Consider the following 20,360-nt stretch of genomic DNA (forward strand, 5'->3'; position numbering starts at 1 on the left):
AAACATTTTGGATGCCGTTTTTTGTGATGTTTTTGAAATGGAAAATGGCAAAATAAAAAAGCTTACCTCATATTTGATGTCTAGAAACGCAAGTTTAAAGTTTGAATAAGTATTTAACCGCAAGTTTCTCAACCAACAAACCCGACAGGTTTTAAAAACCTGTCGGGTTTAACATGTAAAATTTACAGTATTAGGTTCTACCCCAACCAACCATCACGATCTAAACTTCTATATTGAATAGCTTCTGCTATATGTTGCGAAACTACGCTTGGAGCATTGTCTAAATCAGCAATTGTTCTGGCCACTTTCAAAATCCTATCATAAGCTCGCGCAGAAAGATTGAGTCTTTCCATCGCTGTTTTCAGCAATTCTTTTGATTGTGTATCAAGCGCACAAAACTCCCTAATTAATTTACTACTCATTTGAGCATTGTAATGTATATTTTCAATTTCTTCGAATCGTTTTGTCTGAATTTCTCGCGCTGCGGTAACTCGTTTTCGAATTTCTACGCTGCTTTCGGCTTTTCGATCATCAGCTAATTTTTCGAAAGGAACTGGCGTGACTTCAATATGAATATCAATTCGGTCTAATAATGGTCCCGAAATTTTACTCATATAACGTTGCATTTCGTGTGGCGACGAAGTATTTGGCATACTTGGATCATTAAAAAAACCACTCGGACTTGGATTCATACTGGCCACCAACATAAACGATGAAGGATAAGTTACTGTAAACTTAGCTCTAGAAATAGTAACTTCTCTGTCTTCAAGTGGTTGGCGCATCACCTCCAAAACATCCCGTTTAAATTCTGGTAATTCATCCAAAAACAAAACTCCGTTGTGTGCCATCGAAATTTCGCCCGGTTGCGGATAACTTCCACCTCCAACAAGCGCAACATTAGAAATTGTATGATGCGGACTTCTAAATGGTCTTTGATTCATTAAGCCTACTTCTTTTAATTTTCCAGCAACGCTATGAATTTTAGTGGTTTCTAATGCTTCGCGCAAAGTCATTGGCGGCAAAATACTTGGAACTCTTTTTGCTAACATTGTTTTTCCTGCTCCGGGTGGACCAATCAAAATAAGAATGTGTTAAAGAAATACCACTTTTATATTATCTTTGTTCAATGGAAAAGAAGCACGCAATATTACTTGTAAGGGTCTCAACTAGTGTTCAAGACTATGAAGCTCAAATATATGATTTAAGACAATACGGAAATAAATTTGGTTATACTGATTTTCATATTATTGAAACCAAAGAAACGGCCTTCGCTGATTTTGACCAAAAGATTGGTACAAATGAAATGTTTCGTTTTATTGAAAGTAATCCGCACTACAATACAATTTTTATAACTGAACTTTCACGCCTTGCGAGACGACAAAGTATTTTGCATTCAATAAAAGAATTATTTATTAATTCCAGAATACAATTGTACATCAAAGATTCAGAATATAAACTATTAGATGAATCGGGCAACATTACCCAACAGGCCGAAACGATGTTTACTCTATTCGGTTTATTTGCCGAAGCTGAAATTAAACAAAAGTTAGAACGCTTTCAAAGAAAGAAAAAGGAACTCATGGAACTAGGCTTGTCCATTGGTGGTAAATTACTTTTTGGGTATGATAGATTTATGACCGACAATAAAAAGAATACACTGGTTGTAAATGAAGAACAAGCGTTAATTATACGAACCGTTTTCAATTGGTACATCAATGGTTTAGATGAAGTAAAAAGTCCATCAGTGAAAAGAATTTCAATTGAATGTATTAAGCGTGGCTTCCACCCCTATACCCACAGTAAACGGAACTTAAATAAGTTACTTAAAGAAGAAGCTTACACTGGTGAAAAGATTACCAATAATAAGCGTAAGAATCCAAAGTATAAATTGGTTCCAAACGAACCTGAATATTTAATCTCGAATAATAAAATTAAGTATCCTGTTATAATTGAAAGTGAAACTTATAATTCGGTACAGGAAAAACTTAAATCGAATATCACTAAAGGCGATAAAGAGACTAAACATATAACAATACTTTCAAAATTAATTAACTGCCCTTCATGTGGCCGTAAATTATCGGCAAATTACAGAAGTACAACTGGTGCAAGTAAAAATAGTTACAGGTGTACCAGCAGGACTGATACACAACCTTGCGGTAGTTCTAAAAGTTTGTCAATGAATTTAATTGACAGTGCAGTTTGGGGATTGATTAAAGCAGATTTACCAACACTATCTAAAAGGATTAATGAAATAAATCCAGACCAATACTTACTGCAATTAGATTCGCATCTGGGCAATTTTATTGAAAGAGAAAAAGAAATAGAAAATGAAATTCAGGAAAATGTACAAGTTGTAGATTCAATGGGTAAAATGCGTAATGTAAACGTTATTGAATTGGTTCAAAAGTCAGCAAAGAAAATTGAAAAACTTGAAACTGAACTTGATAAAATTGCGCAAGAGAAAGCAAGAATTGCATCAAATAAATTGCTGATTCAAGATAAGCAAGAAAATGTTGAATCAGTGATAAAGGACAATCTTTCAACCATTGAAAATTCAAAAGAATTATTGAAGAAATACATAAACAGTTTTGTTGACCAGATAAATATTCTGGAACATAATGTGAGTTATACTGTATTAGAAATTGTTCTAAATGATTTCACCGTGTCGCAAGATTACACGGAATATTTTGGTGATACGTTGCCGATTCAATTGGAGTTGGATTACATTGTAATAGATAAGCGTGTAACACGAGATATAAAATTAGCATATATGAAATCACAAAGTCCAAGTACAGATTTTACACGCTTTACCAAATTAACTTTTGAACAGATTATTCCACAGGTTAAAAAAGAAATGAATACAAATGATTATGATTTGTCCCTTCCAATACAATACTCCAAATTATTATTTTAAATTGCTATATTTAAATCAAAAAAATAGATGGATATTCTTATCAATATTGTCATAGCATTTGTTTGTGGTCTAGTTCCTACTTTACTAACACTTTACTTGAATGAAAGGGTAAAATTGAGTGTAAAAAATTCTTTTGACGAGAAGTTAGAAGTTCTTAAAAAAGAACACTCAAAAGAAATATCTCAGTTTCAATCAGAGCTAAATCATCTTAAATCCAAGGAGAATTTTAAGTTTACCAAGTTGCACGAAATTCGACTTAAAGTTCTTGCTCGAACTCATCATATCTTAAATGATAATATGCAGTTACTGCAAGATTTTATATCACCTACTAAAATTATTCCTGAAGGTAAAACTGTTGAAATGTATGAAAAGGAATTTAGTTTGAGATATAAGGAGAAACATAATAAATTTATAAGGTACTTCAATCACTATGCTATTTATTTTTCTGAGGATTTGGAAAAATTAATACGAGAATATGTTGCTTCGTCTGCTAAAGTTTTTGACATATATGACAGAAAGGTGCATTTCCCAAAAAGTGATGACCAAATTTTACAGGAAGCTTACAGTGTTTATAGTAAAATGCCTCTTGAAATCTATCCTTTGAAAAAACAAATTGAAACTAAATTTCGTGAGTTATTAGGTGAATAAAATTTTCTAAACATACTATTATGACTTACCCAGAATTCATATACCAAATACTAGGTTTTGTTGGTTTACCAGCATTATTCACACTGTATTTAACTGAAAGAGTTAAAGGCAACATTAAAAACACATACGACCGAAAGCTCGAAGAAATTAAAAAAGAAAACACAAAAGAAATTGAAGAAGTTAAAAAGCAACATTCGATAGAGATTTCTCGATTTCAAGCTGATATAAATCAATTAAAGTCCAGAGAGAATTTTAAGTTTACAAAACTGCACGAAAAGCGATTTGATGGTTTAGCGGAAATTTACAGTTATCTGTCACAATTAATGGAACTTTTACATATATACAGTGTATACGTAAAGAATCAAAAAAATAGCGATGTAGACAGTATTGAAATTGCTAACGCTCAAAATAGTTTTATAAATACCTACGCTGATTCAACAAAATATATATCTCGAAATATGTTATTTTTTGATGACAAAACTGAAGTAATGCTTATAAATTATATGATACATTGTAGAGACTTTTTTAATACATATGACCAGTATAAGCATATGCAAGAAATCAATAAAGAAGATAACTTAGGTTTCACATTTAACTTTGACTCTGAATATCAAAAATTGGAAAAATTGATATTTCCTCTTAAAAAAGAAATTGAGAAAGAGTTTCGTAAATTTTTAGGAGAATAATAATTATCATTCTCTTAGTCCTAATTGTTTTTTAAATACTGTTTCACGATACTCTACATATCCTTTATTCTCACTGCCTAGATTTATAACTTCTACCAATCTGGCAGTCATCCGATTCACAAGCTCAAAGACCTTTTCTGTAGTTGGCAAAATTTCTGGAAATTCATCTTCTTTTACTTTTAAATCTCTAGATTTTAAGACATTTATTATAGCTTCAAATAATTGAGAGTAACCAATTATTTGAAACTTAATTTCTCCAGTTAAATAAGCATTAGCAAGTACATTCAATCGTATAGTTAAAGTAAATAAGTCTTCAATTTCAACCTTTCCATTCGTTTTTAGTATTGCTCTTCTAAAATTTTCATTAATTGCCTTTCTAGTTTCTTCTGGTATTTCAGTGCTTAAACTTTTTTCAAAAAGAATATACGCATCATATAAATGACCATATTCTACTGAAAGAAGCACTACTAATTCATAAATTTCTTCAAATTTTCCGACCAAGATTTGTTTACGATTATCTTCGGTGGTTCTTTTAATTGCTTTTCTGGCATAAATTAAAGCGCCAATAGCAGCAAAAGCCGCTATTGCGCCACTATATTTGTTGACCAGTTCGAATATGTCAATTATTCCCATTTTAGGTATTTAATTACTTGTTTTCTTTAACGAAATTTTGAAATTCTAATGTTATACTTTGTCTGCTTTTGCTTCCTGACTTTTTAATTTCCTGATAAACTATAGCATCTAATCCATACTTTATAAGGTTCTGTAATTCAATAGGTGTTTTTAAATGAACTCTGAAAATTGGAATATATGCTTCAGATAATTTCCTTATGAGATATTCAATTTGATTTAAGCTTAAAATATTATTCTCTTTTAATCTTTCAATTGCACCAGTTTGACCAACATTGAATTCACTGAAATAGTAATCAAATATTGCTTGAATATTTTCTTCTGTTTTTGGATATATGTTTTCACTTTTTTTTGGTAACATAAAATTATTGATTTAAATATTACTTATTTCGTCATCATCCCAGTAAATTCTTTCATCATCAAATTTAGTTGCGGTTCTTAATACATTAACAGAGATTGGACTTTCATCTAACTTTGGGTTGTCATAAAAAGTTTCTAATACAATACCTTCTATCAATTTTAACGGCATCAGTTTTTTAATGGATTGCGGTATGATAGCTAAATTTTCAGACTCATGCTTTACGGCAATGGAGGGATATAGAATACCATCATAATGCGCTATTGGTTCTTCGATATCTGGCAATGGTTCAAAATCATTTTTTAGGATTATATCTGCGAAGTAAGCACTAAACAAATATTCATATTTTTTTTCACTATTAACGGGAATAATTTTTAAAAATTCGGAACTTAAAAATTCTAAATGTAAGCCTAAAATTTCAGCAAAATAAGGGTTTTGATTTTCCATTTTTTGTTGAAAAGATGTCGTAGATAATTTTAATCCTTCATTGTCTACTGTTTTATCATTTGTTAGTAAATACGCTATGAAATCATGCTTATCTTCTTTATACCATTCAGCAATAATAATTCTTTGACCAACTTTTGGTTTTACTTCTAAAATTGCTACACTTGGAATGAAAGCACAATAAAAAATTGTTGAATCAGGGGTGTTTGCTCTGTTGTAAACTCCATTTTTTTTATTTACCTCTAATGGTGGATTTTTTATGAAACCTAAATCTCTAACTTTTCCATCTTCTAAAAAAATATCTATTACAGTCGTAACTCTATACAAATAATTAAAATATAATTTGCGCTGTGTTATGAGTTCCATATAAAAAACCGATTTAATAAACCGAATTAATTCTGCTAAATCACCTTCTTCAATTTCAGATAAATTAATTGATTTTAAATAAGCAAATGCTTCTTTATAGTATTCAATACAAACTTTTAAAATTTCTTCTTCTTCAACAGTGATTATTTGATTAGTTGAAATTTTCATCAAAATTTGTTGCTCTTCAGATAATTTGGTTTTATAGTTTCTACAATCTGGCTGTTTAGGAAAATTGAATTTCATTCATTAAATATTAGGTTTTAAATATATACAAAAAAAGCTACTTAATTCTAAGTAGCTAAATTTTTATTCATCATCTAATATTTCATTTGACGTTATAATGAAGTCATCAATTGCTTCAAAAAATTCTAATTGATTCTTTTTGTATCGTTCAATTTGAATCATGATTAGTTTCAATATTTCGTCTTCTGGCGTTAATTCTTTTTCTTCCATTTATTTTAGAGATATCACATTTTTGTTATCAATTGGAATCTTTACAAATTCCTTATTTATCAGTTCAGTATTTCCCATTGTCGTTGCTTGCGTTGGACATACAAATGTTTCATAACCGCCAGTTTTTAGTTTCTCAAAAAACACTTTATTATCTGCAAAGAATACGAACAACATCGGTTCATATTCTGTTTGGTTTGTGGATGCATGAATTGCATCCAATTTAAATGATTCAATTATTGTGGTTGGATACTGGTCACTTTTCGTTTTTCTATTTTTTACTTCAAATGCAACTTTATTACCAGTGCTTCCAGTAAAATAACCATCAATGTTATCAAATGTATTCGCCTCTGTGAATTCATAATGTTGAACGTTGAATTGTTTAAATAAAGCAATCATATTATCACGTTCGGCTTTTTCTGCTCTTTCAAATTTTGTCATATTTTTTTGTTTATTATAAATATGTCTGAAATTCCAAAAGTTCAAATTATTTTTCGAAATCATGAAAAATATTTTAGTAGGCCATTCGTTCTTCCAATTCTTGCAATGTTGATATCTGGCCATTATCAATTTCATCTTGGATTAATGCCCTTTGAATGTATTTGATATTTGCGTGGTTCAAAATTTCTGATAGATAATCTGAGTCAATAGAATCAAGTTCCACTTCATCTTTCTGATTAATTTTTTCAATTAATTCATCTGCATATACAGCAGCTGATTCTTTCATCATCGCCAAGAATAAATCATCTTCGCTTAATTCAATAACGTCTATTTTAGGCTCTGAATTCAACTCTACAATACTATTGTTGTTTTGCTTATTTCCGTTGTTTAAATCAACTGTATAATCCTTAAAATTGTTCCAATATCTTTTTATGGTCACAATACTTTTACCAGATTTTGTTGCCACTTTTTTCTGGGTAATCTTACCATCTGTTTCAAAATCCCAATTTTCAATTACTTCGTAAATTTCTTTTTCTGTTTGACCACGTTTTATTTTTCCCATTTCTTGGCCTGATATTTTTTGTTTTTCTTTTTTATCCATTTTAATATTTGGATTGAATAATAATCTTCTTTCTTTATTTAAGTATGGTTGAAGTGTTTGTTCTTCTCGCTTTTTTATAACACTTCCAATAATTCCTTTTAACTCACCTTCATTTAGTGGTGGGTGAATGTTTTTATTAATCACATTTGCGCATGCTCTTAGAAATGGTTCTCCTTTTGATTCATTTAGCAGTGCATATTGTGATAAGATGAAGAACATTGTTGAATTGCGATTTCCTTCTTCAATTGACCGTGGAATGAATGGTGAACATATTTTTTCTTTATTCTCAGTAAACACAACGTAAGGTGTATCATCATTGAAATATTCATCAATGTTATTGAATCTTAATTTATCAGTATCCTTATTGAAAAAGGTATCATCTAGTAGTATACATCTTTCTCTCTTTTCCTTAATACTACTAGATGATACCTTTTTTGAAACCTGATAAGTTAAACTACTTTCGTTGTAATATAAATTTGGGTCGTATGATAAAACTGTTTGTTGCGTAGCTTTCTTAGCACCAATATCAGTAGTGATACCAAGTAATTCTGAAACTTCATTGTAAGTGTTTGAGAAGTTTTCTAAAGTAAGACCTTCAACCTTAACCAAGATTCCAAATCCTGTTTCAGAGATTGATTTCCAACTCGCCATAACGTATTCGTTTGTGGTAATTGTGGTCTGAGCATCGACATCAATATAAATTAAACCAGTACTGGCTTTTATGTTATTATTGGTCGCCTTTTGATTGAAGTTAAAATTGAAACGATATGTTGGTAGTTTCGAGATTTTAATGTCATCAAATAAGTTGTTGGCTTTGCCAATTTGACGTAGTGAGTGAATTGTTTGAAGGTTTGAATCACCTTCTTTGATTGTTTTTAATATATCATGAATTGGTAACGATGATATTACGTTTGAGTTTTTTCCATTCTGGAATTTGTTGATTAACATTGTTCATATTGTATTCTGTTTTTCGTTAGATTCTGTTTTTTGATGGGTAACAGAACCAGCAGTAGATGGCCGTCTATTTATCTGCTGGAAACCCAAATTTTTAAAAGTTTATTCTTTTGTCTTTATATAAATATCTGCCTTTTTTAAAAAGAAGTAAATATTTTAAAAATAAATTCTTTGATTTATTTTTTTAGGCCTCGGTGTGACCTAAATTTTAATTAATGGCTAACAGTAATTGGTTGTTTGTACTGTTATTACAAAGATACTTCTCAATGCAGTTTCAACCCAACCGCTTAAAGTCACTTTTTTTGATATTCTTTTAAAAAAGGTATCATTTAGTAGTATACACCCTTCTCTCTTTCCCTTAATACTACTAGATGATACCTTTTTTGTTTCTTCTTAATACAAATAGATTGCACGTTTTTTTCCTTATTATCAATAAACAATACCTTTTTAAAGACTTTACAAAATCCAATAGTTGTAGTAGAGTTCTATCATGAACCAAATACAACAATTTCAATCAAATTATGGCCTAATTGCCGATGGTATTATAGGCAAAAAGACACTTTTAAAACTCAAAGAAGTGTTGAAAATACAGACCAATGAAGATTTATCACATTTCATCGGCCAAATTGCTCACGAAACTGGCGATTTCAATTCGGATACTGAAAATCTCAATTATTCAGCAAAAGGATTGATAACAACCTTCAAGAAATACTTTCCAACATTAGATTCAACAAAAGACTACGCTAATCAACCACAAAAGATTGCGAATAGAGTTTACGCTAACAGAATGGGTAACAGTGACGAAAATTCTGGCGATGGTTTCAATTATCGTGGCCGTGGCGCATTACAATTAACTGGTAAGGCTAACTACAAGTTATTCTCAGATTATGTTGGAGAAGATTGTGTAAAAAGTCCGGGATTAGTTTCAACAAAATACTTCTTCGAATCAGCCAAATTTTTCTTCGACAATAACAAATTATGGAACTTAACAAAAACAGTTAATGACGCTTCAATTATAACTGTTTCAAAAAGGGTAAATGGCGGCACAAATGGCCTTCAAGATAGAATTTCTAAAACAAAAGATTTCTATCGATTGCTTCAATAATCCCTAACAATAATTAGGTACTACTTTACAAGCAACCATTGTGTAAGTACTATTCAGTTATGATAGGAACAATTTACATAAATGGTGTAATAGGCGAAGACACAACATTGCTTGATGTCATTAAGCAAGTAAAAGCACAATCAACAGCGGAATCATTTTTAGTTAAAATTGATTCTCAAGGTGGATACGTTGATGCTGGAAATGACATATACAATTACTTAAAAAACTTATCTCAATCAATCACAACATATACAACACGTGCATTCTCAATTGCAAGTGTAATTTTTATGTCAGGTGATAACAGAATTATTCCAGATGGTGCTGAAAATGCATTGATGATTCATTTGCCTTGGTTAGAAGCAGCTGGCGATTACTCAACTCTAAATGAATATCTGGGAGAGCTAAAAGCAACAGAAGATAAACTTGTGAAATTCTATGCTGAAGCACTTGATTTGGATAGGGACACGATTCACTCATTACTTAAAAGTGAAACATATTTAAGCGCAACACAAGCGATAGAATTAGGCTTTGCAACACAACTTCAAGTTGCACCGAAAGCGGTAGCCATATTACACAATAACAAAGAAGAAAAAGAAGAAAGTTTAATGAATAAACTAAACAAAAAAATTGATGCCTTAATGAATCTGGTATCGAAAAAAATTAAAGCTGAATTAGTTCTTCAAGATGCAACAGGTGTTGAACTTGTTTTTCCTGATTTAGATGCTACAGAAGTACCAGCAGTTGATGCAAAAATTGTTGTTGATAACAAACCAGCGGAAGGTGAATTTATCATGCCTGATGGGTCGACAATCATTGCTTCAAATGGCGAAGTAAAAGAAATCAAGACTGCCGAAGAAGAAGTTTCAGCTGATGAACCAGAAATTGAGGAACCATTGGCAAAAGCTGAGATTATCAAAGAAGTTGCTAAGTGGGAAATGGATGTTATTAATACATCTTTTGAAATTGGTGAAATACTTAAATACACTTATGAAGAAGTTGAATATAGCTGTGGAGCGGGTGAATATGAACTTGCTGATGGTAGTAGAATAATCGCTGATGCTGACGGTAAGATTGTAGAGGTTAAGCCAGCAGTTGCAGAACCAGAAACGGATGAAGCATCAATTGACGAACCAGTTGAAAGTAACAATGAAGACATTGAAAAATTACTAGGAATTATTGAAGTAATGGCTCAAAAGAATGTTGAATTGGAAACCAAATTCCAAGCATTAGCCAAAAATATCGGTTCAGATTTCAATCCAACAAACACAAAAGAAAACAAAACAAACGTGAAAGCATCTACTGAAAATACCAGCCGTGCCTTTCAAATATTAACCTCAAAAATAAAATAACATAAGAAAAAAACAAAAAATAAAAAATGGCATATAATGTAAGTCAATTGGCTAATTACACGGAAGAACAAAACTTTCCAATTTTAAAAGCTTCAATCTTAGGAGCAAAAACAGCCTCTTTATTCCAATTGCAGACAGGAATTAAATCAAGTTCTGCCATCAACTTAATGGATGTTGATGTTGTATTACAAAACAATTCAGTTGGTAGTGATGTTGCTGGTGGTGGTGATGTGAAATTTTCACAAAGGATGCTTAGTGTAGCACCAATTGCTGTTCGTGAATTCTTCGACCCAAAAGTATTAAACCAAAAATTTATCCAATCTCAAATGAAAGCTGGTTCAGCTGATGATGAAATTGTATTTGAAAAAGAAATTGTTGATGCTGTAACTGATAAAGTTGCCGCTAAAATGGAGAATGCTTTATGGAAAGGTGATACAACCTTAACCTCAAATTCTGATTTAAAACACTTTGACGGTTATTTAAAATTAATCAATTCTGCTACTGGTGTAACAGCAACTTCAGCTGCAACATTTACAGCTGCAAATGCTATCGCAAGCATTGATGCCTTATACACTGCAATTCCAGTTGAAGTATTAGATGCTGAAGATATGGCAATCTATATGGGTAGAGATTACTTCAGAACTTATACAACTGCATTAAAAACTGCAAACTTATTCCACTACAATGCTGATTCGACTGATGGAGAAATTACAATTCCTGGAACACAAATTAAAATCATTGCTTTAAATGGGTTAAACGGGTCAAAAGCAGTTGTTGCTGGTAGAAAATCAAACTTCTGGATTGGAACTGATTTAGATGGTGAAGAAGATAGTGCTTCAACTGTTTACATCGATGCAATCGAGAAAGTAAAAATGAAAATCGCTTTCAAATACGGTGCTCAAATCGCATTCCCATCTGAAGTAACAGTATTAAAAGTAACTGCATAATTAGGAAAAATATAACATGAAGAAATGGGTGCTTTAGATAAGCACCCAAATCTTTAATAATAACATAAAAAGAAAAAAAGATGAAATAAAATATGTCTTGTATAAATAAAGTAACTGCTAATATTGCTTATGACTGTTCAACTAGTAACAGAGCAAAGGGTGGTTTAGAATCAAAAGCTGTTCTTATCAACACAATTGATATCGATAGAACTGCTTTAACGCAAAGTGGTGGAACTGTTACCAACTTAACATTAAAATCTGGTTCTACAGGTTTTGAAATTGGATTTATTAAACAATTAGGAAATACAGCTGCTGAATTTACAATTAATGATGGTCTTGATTCTTTCAAACAATCATTTGCTTGTAGAGTTTTCGGTCAATCATCTGCTGATGCTGAAAGAATAAAAGAACTTTCGCAAGGTGAATTTGTGATGGTTGTTGAAACGAAATTCAAAGGAACAAATAACGTTGATGCTTATAAGGTTTTTGGTATAGATAACGGATTAAAAATGTCGGAAGGAACTTTTTCAAGTATTGAAAATGATGGTTCTTTCGTATTCAAATTATCAAGTGTCGATGGATTCGGTGAAGAGTACGCTTATAAAACTTATTTAGAAGGTACTTATGCCGCTACTAAAGCCAAATTTGAAGGTTTGTTTAGCTAATAAACTGCTTTACAAAAACTAATAACAATAGTATAATTAAAGGTAGATAGTCATAAAAGCTATCTGCCTTTTTTATTATAAAATAATGAAATATGAATAGAGATAGATTAAAAGAATTATTAGAAATACCATTATCTGAACTTGAAGATGACAAAGAATTGAAACTTGAAGTCGTTGAATACTATCAGCGTATTTATGATAAAAAACCTTGTACAAGTTGTAAAAATAAATTCCCTCAATACTATAAAGAATTACTTGAAAATGGTCTTGAACTCTTAACCGAAAAGGAAAGCAATTTCAAATTAAGAACTGATTTAGGTGTAAGTAAGATAACTTTTGACAATGGCCAATTTATTAGCCAAACTCATGCCGATGATGATGTTTGTCTTGGATTCTTAGAAGCAAATCCAAAGAGAATTACAATGTTTGAAAAGTATCCTGAAAACTGGATGGAATTAATAACGCAAATTGAAACTGACAATGAATAGTGAAAATAAAATTAGTAGATGTTGATAACAGATTATCAATAAAATATAGTAAGCAAGATGATGTATATGCTTGGGGTGCTGATAATGCTTATCCTTCTTTGGTTAAAACCCTTGTCAATTCCTCAGTAACTGCAAAGCAATGCGTGGATTTAAATAGTAAATATATTTATGGAAAAGGTTTTGAATTTACTCAAAATGTCACCAATAAAAATAGTTTAATTGTAAACAGACGAGGCCTAAACATTAATCAATTACTAAGAATAGTTTCACGTGAGTTTTCAGAACAAAATAATGTGTTTTTACACGTTAACTACAATGCTTTATACGAAGTAACTAGTGTTGATTTACTATCATCTGAAGATTTAAGAATCGGAAGAGCTGATTCAACTGGTTATTCAGGGAAATTCGTCGATTACGATAATTGGGATAAATCAAAAAGCAAAAAGATTGAAAAGAAAGATTTCAATATCATCGATAGATATAACGCTTTACCTGCAATTATCGAAGCACAAGTTCAAGCCGCTGGGGGTTGGAATAAATACAAAGGGCAAATACTTCATATAACAGCCGACTTTAATGAATTGTATTCCTTATCAGATGTTGATTCAGTTTTATATGATGCTGATTCAGAGTATCAAGCTTCTGTGTTTAAAAATTCAGGATTGAGAAAAGGTTTTTTCGGAGCGAAATTATTTGTTACCAAACCATTTACGGATGATATGGAAAGAAGAGACTTTGAAAAAACTATTAACGACTTAAAAGGTTCTGAAAATTCATCAGGTGTTTTATTACTTGAATCAAATGAAGCTTCTGATACACTTTCTGAGCAATTTGTTATTCAAAATATTGATTCAAATATTGATGATAAGCAATTTGAATCAAGTGAACAATCTTCTGCAAGAAATATTAGAAAAGCTTTTGGCGTGCCATCAATCTTAATTGAAGATGGTGATAATTCAATATTCGGCCAGTCTGGTGAACTATTGAAAGAGGCAAAAAAAACACATTGGGAAAACAAAGAAGAAGAAAGAAGCATCATTACAGATGCATTTGAATTATTGTTTTCAAATTTTCATGCTACAATAAATCCAACCAACAATTGGAAAATAACACCAATTATTCAAACAATCCAATCAACAAATGAATAAACTATTAACACCAGAACAAATACAAACCTTTAAAGATATTGGTGAAAAAATTGATGCTAAAAAGATTAATCCAATTATTGAGCAAGCACAAACAGTTGAACTTAAAACAACACTTGGTGACCGCTTTTATTTTGATGTTTTAGCGAATAAAGACAATGCAGATTATGCACCACTATTTAGCGGTTGTTCATTCACATACTTTGATATAAACTATTATCAAGATGGATTGAATTCATTATTGGCCGATTACTTTATGTCAAAATATGTTCTTCAAATAAATACAAATTTCACACCTTTTGGTGCAACAATAAAGTTGGGTGCAAATGGTGAACCTGCTGATAGAAATTCACTTAAAGATATTTCAACACAACAATTACAATTAGCTGGCTCACGCTGGGAAATAATTCGCTTATACCTAAACGCAAACCCAACCTTATTTCCTAATTGGAAAAATAACATATACGGTTCTGAATCAGCACCAGCTGGTGATAGAACATTTAGATTTCGCAAAATATAAATGCAAGTAATTCAAAATATTAATTCTACAAGTTTCACTTTAAATGGATTAAAATATGTAAAAAACTTTATCGTAATTAAGCAAGGTAATACGAATATTGCCATACATAATTACTTTGATACAAATTTTCAATTAATGCCTAGCACACCATATAATCAAGTGCAGGTAAACGGCAGTATTTATACAAGTCAAAGTCAATTAATGTCTGTATTAGCACCTCTATTATTTACAAAAGATGGCGGTTCAGGTGGCGGTGATGTCGAATCTGTTAATGGAAAAACTGGTGTTGTAATATTGACTAAAGCTGATTTAGGATTATCAAATGTGGATAATACGTCTGATGCTGATAAACCTGTTTCAACTGCTCAACAAGATGCAATCGCTAATAGTCGTGTTTTTGTTAATGGAACATCTTCATCTTCAATCAAATCAAAATATTCAAATAATGTAGCTTCTGGGGATTTCTCATTTGCTGTTGGTTTCGAAACGGAAGCTCAAGGTAATACTTCATTGGCGCAAGGTTTCAAAGCTAAAGCCATTGGTGATAACTCAGTTGCTTTAGGGACAAATGTAATAGCTCAAGGTTATCAATCAACAGCTTTAGGGGTTGATTCTATTGCATCAGGTTTCGGTTCAACTGCTTTAGGTTCTGGTTCAACCGCTAATGGTTATATTGCCTTAGCTGGTGGTTTCGGTAACAGAGCAACAGGTACAACTGCTGTTGCATTGGGTGAGAAAAATATTGCTGGTAACTATGCATTTGCGGCCAATGCACAAAATATTGCTACGGGAGATTTCTCGCTGGCTTTGGGTTACCAATCAAAAGCTATTGGTCTTCACTCAAAGGCTATAGGTCAACAAGCTACGGCTACTGGTTTAAATGCTTTAGCGACAGGATACTTAACACTAGCTTCAGGCGAGAATGCCTACGCAGAAGGTGAGGAAACTAAAGCTATTGGTGAAAACTCACACGCTGAGGGTTTTTTATCTCAAGCTAGTGAATTCGCATCGCACGCAGAAGGCCAAAATACAAGAGCATCTGCTAAATATGCGCACGCAGAAGGTTATCAATCAGAAGCAATGGGTTTGGCGTCACACGCTGAGGGTTATTCTATTGCTTCTGGAAACTATTCTCACTCTCAAGGTTACCAATCGGTTGCTAACGGATTATACGCTCACGCTGGTGGTTTTAATAGTAACGCAATTGGAACTTATTCATTTGCTCACGGTGATAGAGTAAACGCTACATCACCAAGTACTCTTGCAATGGGTTCAAATACTGTTGCTAGTAATTTTGAGGCTGTTGCGTTAGGTAATTTAACTGTAGCTTCAGGTTCAACTGCTGTTGCTACAGGTAATGGTGCAATTGCTGGTGGATTTGTTTCAAATGCTCAAGGTTTTAATACATATGCACAAGGTAATTATTCTCACGCTGAAGGTAATTCAACAAGAGCTACAGGTGAAAACTCACACGCTCAAGGTATAAATACTATTGCTGGCGGTTCTTCATCACACGCTCAAGGTGATGGAACTTATTCTATTGGACAAGCTTCGCACGCTGAAGGTTTTGGTACATCTGCTACAACTTATGTTGCTCACGCAGAAGGCCACTATACTCAAGCTTTAGGGTATGGTTCACACGCACAAGGTGCTTTAACAATCGCTAGCGGTGAAACATCAAATGCACAAGGTAATTCAACTAAAGCTATGGGTGAAGCCTCTCACGCTGAAGGTTGGTATACAACTGCCAATGGTTCTTGGTCTCACGTTGAAGGTCGTTCAGGTGTTGCCAATGCAATCGGTTCTCACGTAGAAGGTTTATCAGGTTCAACAGCAATTGCAGCAATTTATTCGCACGTTGAAGGTATTGGTTCTAAAACCGCTGGAGAATATGCCCATGCTGAAGGTTATTTCACAGAAGCTAATGGAAATTATTCACACTCAGAAGGTGCTGGAACACGAGCATATGGCCAACAATCTCACGCTGAAGGAGTTTCATCTATTGCTAGTGGAACAAGTTCACACGCTGAAGGCGCATTTACTAACGCTATTGGTAATTATAGCCACGCAGAGGGTAACTCAACTGAAGCACAAGGATTAGGTTCACATAGTGAAGGTGGTCTAACTGTTGCCATAGGCCAATATTCGCACGCTGAAGGTTATTCATCTGAAGCGAATGGACAGTACTCTCACGCAGAAGGTTTCGATACATCTGCTTTTGGTGTATACTCTCATTCTCAAGGTAAAAATACAACGGCAAATGGTTATGCATCACACGCAGGTGGTGTTGAAAGTGTCGCTTGGGGTGCAGCTTCTTTCGTTCACGGTTCAGGTTCAACTGCAAATAACGACCACGTTATTGTTTTAGGTCGTGGTATAACAGGAAATACAGCCGATACAACATTTATTGACCAATTAAATATTAAAAGAGTTGGAACAGGTGTTGTTGTAAATAATTTGGGGATTGATTCAACTGGTAAAGTTATCATTGGCTCAGCTGGTTCTGGTGGAACTGGAACAAACTATTGGACAGCATCAACTGGTTCAAATTCATATGTTACAGTAAATTCAAATTCTATTGCTTCTGGTGATTACTCAATTGCTACAGGTCAAGGTTCAAAAGCAACAGGGTATACTTCAAACGCATCAGGCTTTGAAACTGTTGCAGGTGGTAATCAATCTCACGCTGAAGGTTCAACTACAAAAGCTTTGGGTAATAACTCACACGCTGAAGGTGGTGGAACGCTTGCATCTGGAAGTGAATCTCACGCTGAAGGGATAAATACAGTTGCTACTGGTAACCAATCTCACGCAGAAGGTTATGGAACATCTGCAACTACACAATCGGCTCACGCTGAAGGTCACTATACCAAAGCAGGTGGTTCTTATTCACACGCTGAAGGCTACGGTTCACAGGCTCTTGGTTTCTATTCTCACGCACAAGGTGTCAATACGATTGCTTTAGGTGAAGCATCCTTTGCAAGTGGTAGAGAATCACAAGCATCAGGTACTTTTTCATTCGTTCACGGTAATGGTTCAACTGCTGTTGGTGTTAATTCAACTGTATTAGGTGCAAATATTATTGGAAGTTTTGATAATACAACACACGTTGATGGATTGTATATCAAAACAATAGCTGGAGGTACACCATTATTCAACTTAGGTTTAGACGGTAATGGTTTAGTTGTAACTGGTACAACTGGCGGTGGCACATCTTATTGGTCAGCTTCTACTGGAACGAATGCATATGTACCTAGTGAGTCAAATTCTGTTGCTTCTGGGAATTATTCAATTGCCGAAGGTTTTGAAAATATTGCTAGTGGTTATTCATCACACGCTGAGGGTTCAGGAACTACGGCAGGTGGTGACGTTTCACACGCTGAGGGAAATCAAACAAAGGCCTTAGCTGATTATAGCCACGCTGAAGGTGCATATACATTAGCAAGTGGTTATACATCACACGCAGAAGGCTTGGGAACAATTGCAGGTGGTTCGTATTCACACGCTGGTGGTATTTCATCAAAAGCCTTTGGTGGTAATTCATTTGCACACGGTGATTCTGTAATTGCAAATGGAAATAATTCAGTCGCATTTGGTAGTTCATCAGAAGCAAATAATACAAATACAATTGTCCTTGGTGCTAACATTATTGGAAACAATTCTGATACAACTTATGTTGATAGACTAAACGTAAAACGTTTGGTTACTGGAACGGCAATAAATAATTTAGGTATTGATACTTCTGGTAATATCGTAATTGGAACAAGTGGTTCAACTGGTAATTCATTTTGGGAAGCTGGAAGCGGTGCAAATTCAGTAAAAGTTATTGGTGCGAGTACACAAGCAAATGGAATGTTTTCTGTTGCCGTTGGTACTTCAAGCAGAGCAAATGGATATGCATCTTTAGCAGAAGGATATAACACAAGAGCTAATAGTGATTTTTCACACGCAGAAGGTGCTAGTACAGTTGCTTCGGGACAATCAGCACACGCAGAAGGTAATTCAACTGTTGCTGGTGGTGTTGGAACTCACTCTGAAGGTGTTCAATCTTATGCTAAAGGACAATCAGCTCACGCTGAGGGTACTCAAACTGTAGCAACTGGTGATTACAGCCACGCAGAAGGTTTGGTATCGGTAGCGTCAGGAGCATCTGCTCACGCTGAAGGAGCACATACAATTGCTGGTGGTGACGCTTCACATTCAGAAGGTGCTTTTACTAGGGCATTTGGTCAATATTCGCACGCTGGCGGTTATGTATCAATAGCCAACGGATATTCTTCTTTTGTTCACGGTACTGGTTCTACTGCTAATGGTAATTTTTCAATTGTATTAGGTCAAAATATTACTGGTAACACAGATAACACAACTTACGTTGATAGGTTAAATGTGAAACGTTTAACATCTGGTACAGCTGTAAATAATTTAGGTATTGATGCTAGTGGTAATATTGTTTTTGGGATAAGTGGTTCAACTGGTGGTTCTGGAATTTCAAATAGTTCAGTTATTGGTGTGTTACCAATTACAAGTGATTTATCTGGGAACTTATCTGGAAGTAATATTTCTGTAACAGCTGATAAAACTGTTGTGATAGGGCATTTAATTGAAGAACGAATTATTCTTGACCAAGGATTTGAAACTGGTACTATTTCACCATTAGCTTCAACTGGAGTTAACCCTTGGTTTATACAATCTGCATTTACTTATAATGGAAATTATGCTTTAAGAAGTGGTGCTATACCTGATAATGGTCAAACTGATGCAACATATACGATTACACCAGCAGAGAACTGTTATTTTACATTTAAATACTTTGTTCAATCTGAGAGTAATTATGATTTTTTCAGATTCATTGTGAATGGTAGCGAAGAGTTTAGACGTTCGGGATATAATGGCTGGGATGACTACACTTATTATTTCACTGCTGGTCAAACTTACGAAGTAGTATTCAGATATACAAAAGATAGTGGTGGTGTTTCATTTGAAGATTGCGTATTCATAGATGATTTAAAGGTTACCCAACCCGAAATTTATAATGGTGATGACATCAAGGCTAAAAAACTAATGGCTCAGGCAATTAATATTAAAGACGAAAATGAATATCAGACAATAGAAACTACAGCTGGTGGAGGTTTACAAATTGTTAGAAATAGTAATGATTCAGTTGAAGCGTTATATGTACGTGGAGCTAATGCTGGTGTTTATATAAGTTCTAATGGAACAGCATTAAGAACACAAAGTAATGGTAATTACGGTATTGATTTAAATTTATCTAACTATGTATTCGGTGGTCAAAGAGGTTTAAGAATACAATCACAAGCTCAATCTTCAGATTCATTTGCACAAGAGATTAGACACACAAGTGCTGGTAATGGTTTGATAATTAATAACACATTAGCTGGGACTGGTATTCCTTTCCAAATTACTAAAGGTGATGTGATGAAAGCGAGAATACTTGATAATGGAATTATTGAAGGTACTTCTTTGGTGACAACCCAAGAAGCACCAACACAAGGTGTAACTTCTGGTACAACAGGTCAAATAATAGCAACATCAGATTACATATATGTATGTGCTGGTGGTACGATTTGGACAAGAGCAGCTCTATCAAGCTGGTAAAATAACATAATATTCAACCTATGAGTGAATAAA

The 20,360-nt window shown here is 33.4% G+C and carries 17 protein-coding genes and 1 pseudogene; 11 read left to right on the top strand and 7 right to left on the bottom strand.

Annotated features, from left to right (window positions below; genetic code table 11):
• Nucleotides 1-197: 197 nt before the first annotated feature.
• Nucleotides 198-1,091, bottom strand: a pseudogene (locus tag IW18_RS20325) (YifB family Mg chelatase-like AAA ATPase); the annotation flags it as partial.
• Between the two features lie 35 nt (nt 1,092-1,126).
• Between IW18_RS20325 and IW18_RS20330 the strand changes: the two are divergent.
• The 3 genes from IW18_RS20330 to IW18_RS20340 are packed head-to-tail and all read left to right on the top strand — an operon-like array spanning nt 1,127 to nt 4,248.
• Nucleotides 1,127-2,914 (top strand): recombinase family protein, encoded by a 1,788-nt coding sequence (locus IW18_RS20330; protein WP_041520010.1) that lies wholly within the window; start codon nt 1,127-1,129, stop codon nt 2,912-2,914.
• A gap of 27 nt (nt 2,915-2,941) precedes the next feature.
• Nucleotides 2,942-3,562, top strand: coding sequence for a hypothetical protein (locus IW18_RS20335; RefSeq protein WP_041520011.1), 621 nt, complete (start codon nt 2,942-2,944; stop codon nt 3,560-3,562).
• 20 nt (nt 3,563-3,582) lie between these two features.
• On the top strand, nt 3,583-4,248 hold the full coding sequence (locus tag IW18_RS20340; RefSeq protein ID WP_041520012.1) for a hypothetical protein: 666 nt from the start codon (nt 3,583-3,585) through the stop codon (nt 4,246-4,248).
• Nucleotides 4,249-4,254: 6 nt separating this feature from the next.
• On the opposite strand, the gene IW18_RS20345 is transcribed toward IW18_RS20340, so the two are convergent.
• The 6 genes from IW18_RS20345 to IW18_RS20365 form a co-directional block, all read right to left on the bottom strand.
• The gene (locus IW18_RS20345) at nt 4,255-4,881 is read right to left on the bottom strand and encodes a hypothetical protein (RefSeq protein WP_041520013.1); all 627 of its coding nucleotides are present in this window, start codon (nt 4,879-4,881) and stop codon (nt 4,255-4,257) included.
• 13 nt (nt 4,882-4,894) lie between these two features.
• Complete coding sequence (locus IW18_RS20350; protein WP_041520014.1) at nt 4,895-5,239, bottom strand: hypothetical protein; 345 nt, start codon at nt 5,237-5,239, stop codon at nt 4,895-4,897.
• A 12-nt stretch (nt 5,240-5,251) separates the two neighbouring features.
• Nucleotides 5,252-6,289 carry an RES domain-containing protein gene (locus tag IW18_RS20355; protein ID WP_041520015.1) on the bottom strand — a complete coding sequence of 346 codons (1,038 nt, stop codon included), beginning with the start codon at nt 6,287-6,289 and terminating at the stop codon, nt 5,252-5,254.
• Nucleotides 6,290-6,352: 63 nt separating this feature from the next.
• Nucleotides 6,353-6,499: a hypothetical protein gene (locus IW18_RS23245; protein WP_160113229.1), complete on the bottom strand. Its 147-nt coding sequence runs from the start codon at nt 6,497-6,499 to the stop codon at nt 6,353-6,355.
• A complete protein-coding gene (locus IW18_RS20360; RefSeq protein ID WP_165587344.1) occupies nt 6,500-6,937 on the bottom strand; it encodes a hypothetical protein in 438 nt (145 codons plus the stop codon).
• A gap of 73 nt (nt 6,938-7,010) precedes the next feature.
• Nucleotides 7,011-8,486 carry a BT4734/BF3469 family protein gene (locus tag IW18_RS20365; RefSeq protein WP_041520017.1) on the bottom strand — a complete coding sequence of 492 codons (1,476 nt, stop codon included), beginning with the start codon at nt 8,484-8,486 and terminating at the stop codon, nt 7,011-7,013.
• A gap of 496 nt (nt 8,487-8,982) precedes the next feature.
• On the opposite strand from IW18_RS20365, the gene IW18_RS20370 reads away from it, so the two are divergent.
• The 8 genes from IW18_RS20370 to IW18_RS22790 all read left to right on the top strand — a co-directional run bounded on the left by IW18_RS20370 (nt 8,983) and on the right by IW18_RS22790 (nt 20,327).
• Entirely contained in the window at nt 8,983-9,597 is a 615-nt protein-coding gene (locus IW18_RS20370; protein WP_115098689.1) for a glycoside hydrolase family 19 protein, read from the top strand.
• A 59-nt stretch (nt 9,598-9,656) separates the two neighbouring features.
• Nucleotides 9,657-10,946: a Clp protease ClpP gene (locus tag IW18_RS22785; RefSeq protein WP_052480252.1), complete on the top strand. Its 1,290-nt coding sequence runs from the start codon at nt 9,657-9,659 to the stop codon at nt 10,944-10,946.
• A 26-nt stretch (nt 10,947-10,972) separates the two neighbouring features.
• The gene (locus IW18_RS20380) at nt 10,973-11,893 is read left to right on the top strand and encodes a hypothetical protein (RefSeq protein WP_041520018.1); all 921 of its coding nucleotides are present in this window, start codon (nt 10,973-10,975) and stop codon (nt 11,891-11,893) included.
• 92 nt (nt 11,894-11,985) lie between these two features.
• A complete protein-coding gene (locus tag IW18_RS20385; protein ID WP_041520019.1) occupies nt 11,986-12,558 on the top strand; it encodes a hypothetical protein in 573 nt (190 codons plus the stop codon).
• Nucleotides 12,559-12,650: 92 nt separating this feature from the next.
• Nucleotides 12,651-13,046, top strand: coding sequence for a hypothetical protein (locus IW18_RS20390; protein WP_041520020.1), 396 nt, complete (start codon nt 12,651-12,653; stop codon nt 13,044-13,046).
• On the top strand, nt 13,046-14,194 hold the full coding sequence (locus IW18_RS20395; protein ID WP_041520021.1) for a phage portal family protein: 1,149 nt from the start codon (nt 13,046-13,048) through the stop codon (nt 14,192-14,194). Before IW18_RS20390 ends, IW18_RS20395 begins: the two co-directional genes overlap by 1 nt.
• Nucleotides 14,187-14,711, top strand: coding sequence for a DUF6712 family protein (locus IW18_RS20400; protein WP_041520022.1), 525 nt, complete (start codon nt 14,187-14,189; stop codon nt 14,709-14,711). Before IW18_RS20395 ends, IW18_RS20400 begins: the two co-directional genes overlap by 8 nt.
• On the top strand, nt 14,712-20,327 hold the full coding sequence (locus IW18_RS22790) for a hypothetical protein (protein ID WP_052480253.1): 5,616 nt from the start codon (nt 14,712-14,714) through the stop codon (nt 20,325-20,327).
• The last annotated feature ends 33 nt before the right edge of the window (nt 20,328-20,360 follow it).

The sequence above is a fragment of the Flavobacterium hibernum genome (genome assembly GCF_000832125.1).
Classification (GTDB): Bacteria; Bacteroidota; Bacteroidia; order Flavobacteriales; family Flavobacteriaceae; genus Flavobacterium; species Flavobacterium hibernum.